This window comes from uncultured Nostoc sp., from assembly GCF_964245445.1.
GTDB lineage: Bacteria > Cyanobacteriota > Cyanobacteriia > Cyanobacteriales > Nostocaceae > Nostoc.
In genome coordinates this window covers 1-2,390 of record NZ_CAXTNE010000291.1, presented here as the reverse complement: position 1 = coordinate 2,390, position 2,390 = coordinate 1, and the positions used below count along the sequence as shown (strand labels likewise).

Below are 2,390 nucleotides of genomic sequence, written 5' to 3'. Positions count from 1 at the left end.
ACGTTTCGGTGTTTCGCGCAGTCTGTAACAACTTCTGCCTTAACCTTACTCAGTGCTAAGTCGTGAGTGAGAAAAAAGTTTGGTTTCACTGCATACCCCTACGGGCAAGCAAGCTACAACCCAACCTATGAATCTTCAAAACCTACGCAGTATTAAAAGAAGGGGAGGTAAATTGGTTAAATTACTCAAACTTTAGTCTTTTTAACAACAATCAACAATTTTACGCAGGACAATCTTTTGAAAAATTGTCCACTATAGAATAAGTTATTTTTCAGGCAAAAGAGTATTAATTATGGCAAGACATAAACGCGATTCACGTATTCTTAGCAAAGCTGAGATGCGCTTGGCAAGTATTAAATCTATCAGCCCTACTCTAGATGTAGGAGACGATTTAACGGTTAAATATTATACAGATAAAATCGCTAGTCTCCGTCAATCTTTGGAAGCCTACAACACCACTCTCTCTACTATTGATGTTTTATTAACTCAAATTACCGAAAATGAAAGAGATTTGGCAGACTATTCTGAAAAAATTTTGCTTGGTGTTGCTCATAAGTTTGGTAAAAATAGCCATGAGTATCAGATGGCTGGTGGTACTCGTAAAAGCGATCGCAAGCGTAGTGTACGCCAAGGTGTTGTTTTGACTACCAGCTAATACCAATTCGCAATTCGCAATTCGCAATGGCAACTCTTGGAGACGCTATTGCGAACGCCCCGCTACGTTCGCGCAGCGTCTTGTAGAGAAGAGAGCAATTAAAAAAATTAGAGATACTTGCCTTTGTGGATTTACATCTGTTTCATAATTTTAGTGAATTGGTATAAAGGTAAGACTCTTGAAAAGTGAAGGTTAAAAAGATGAGGGAGATGAGGAAAATTAAAAGGATAGGGAATACAAAGATTTCACCCACTCCCATTCCTGTGTCAAACCCTCTCTCAAGGAAACTTGCGGCTGATATCCAAGAATTTTCTTCGCTTTAGACACATCAGCAGCCGTGTGGCGGGCGTCTCCCATCGCTTTTTCTATGTGGTTTCTTTTAATTGATTTCCCGACAATTTCTTCCATCGTATCCAAGACTTCTGCTAAAATCACCCTGCTACCGCCACCGATATTAAAGATTTCTCCCACTGCTTCAGGTGTGGAGGCGGCGGCTAAATTGGCGGCGATGACATCACTAACAAACGTAAACTCCCGCGTTTGCTGTCCATCGCCGTAAATAGGAATCGCCTCATCCTGCAAAATCGATTTAAAGAACTTATGAAATGCCATATCTGGGCGCTGTTTGGGGCCATATACTGTAAAATAGCGCAATGTCACACAGGGGACGCCAAAGTTTTTGTGATATAGTTCACATAAAAACTCGGCAGCTAATTTTGTAATGCCGTAAGGAGAAACTGGTTTAGGACAAATTCTCTCGTGGGTAGGTAACGTTTCTGCATCACCATATATACTAGATGAAGAGGCAAACACTAACCTTTTCAGGTGTTTAGCATCCTTAGCTGCTTCTAGCAAAACTTGTGTAGCGTTAATATTTCGTTCTGTATAACCTCGAAAAGCTTTACCCCAACTTGCTCTAACACCTGCTTGCGCCGCTTGATGGTAGACTATATCAACATCTTTTAAGAGTTTCTGCCAATCTAAAAACTGAATATCTCCTTCAATTAATGTAAAGCCAGGTGACTGATGTAAGTGTGCAATATTCTTACGCTTTAACATCGGATCGTAGTAATCATTGAATTCATCAATCCCGATCACTTCTTCTCCTTGTTGCAGCAATGTTTCTGTAAAATGAGAGCCAATAAAGCCAGCAGCTCCAGTAACAATAATTTTAGCCATGTTGCCTATTTTTTGATATTTTAATTGTTTTCTATATTCACAGATTCATAATTGTAATCAATAATCGTCATTACTTGAAGATGATTTTGTTTCTCAATTATTTAAATGGTTAAAAAACTATCATAAATAGTTAAATATTGTACTTACATTGGAATAGGTTTAATATATTTGTTTAAGTATTGCAATTTGATAAAAGTTATAATTATACTAATTAACTAAGTTAAACTTTAAGAATAAATACAGTAAAAATTAAATATACTGGTTCTTAGTTGAGTAGGTACAGAACCCCATTACCAATCTAAGAGCAAACAAAGAGCTTGCTCTAATGAACTTCATTTGATTACGAAAAGCTATATAGCGGTTCTCGCTTAGGTGTAGTACAGTTTTGACCTCACTTCCATTCCTCTCTCCTTTTAGGCTACGGTGTACACACAAGTCTGAAATAGCTGATTAACCAGGGTTTTACCCCACCCTAACCCTCCCCTTAGAAAGGGGCTACGGTGTACACACAAGTCGGAAAAACTTCATCTACCAGAGATTTGCGGTGAAGCAGCGC

Annotated in this window: 2 protein-coding genes; one reads left to right on the top strand and one right to left on the bottom strand. The window is 38.5% G+C overall.

Features of this window, described 5'->3' with window-relative positions; genetic code table 11:
* Positions 1-292: 292 nt before the first annotated feature.
* Entirely contained in the window at positions 293-655 is a 363-nt protein-coding gene (locus ACFE90_RS31930; protein WP_375506336.1) for a hypothetical protein, read from the top strand.
* A gap of 219 nt (positions 656-874) precedes the next feature.
* Here the strand turns inward: ACFE90_RS31930 and ACFE90_RS31925 are convergent, their stop codons facing one another.
* On the bottom strand, positions 875-1,834 hold the full coding sequence (locus ACFE90_RS31925; protein WP_375506335.1) for an NAD-dependent epimerase/dehydratase family protein: 960 nt from the start codon (positions 1,832-1,834) through the stop codon (positions 875-877).
* Positions 1,835-2,390: the final 556 nt, after the last annotated feature.

Coding starts and splice junctions, on each gene's coding strand:
- ACFE90_RS31930 (WP_375506336.1), top strand. CDS start 293: ATGGCAAGACATAAACGCGATTCACGTATTCTTAGCAAAGCTGAGATG.
- ACFE90_RS31925 (WP_375506335.1), bottom strand. CDS start 1,834: ATGGCTAAAATTATTGTTACTGGAGCTGCTGGCTTTATTGGCTCTCAT.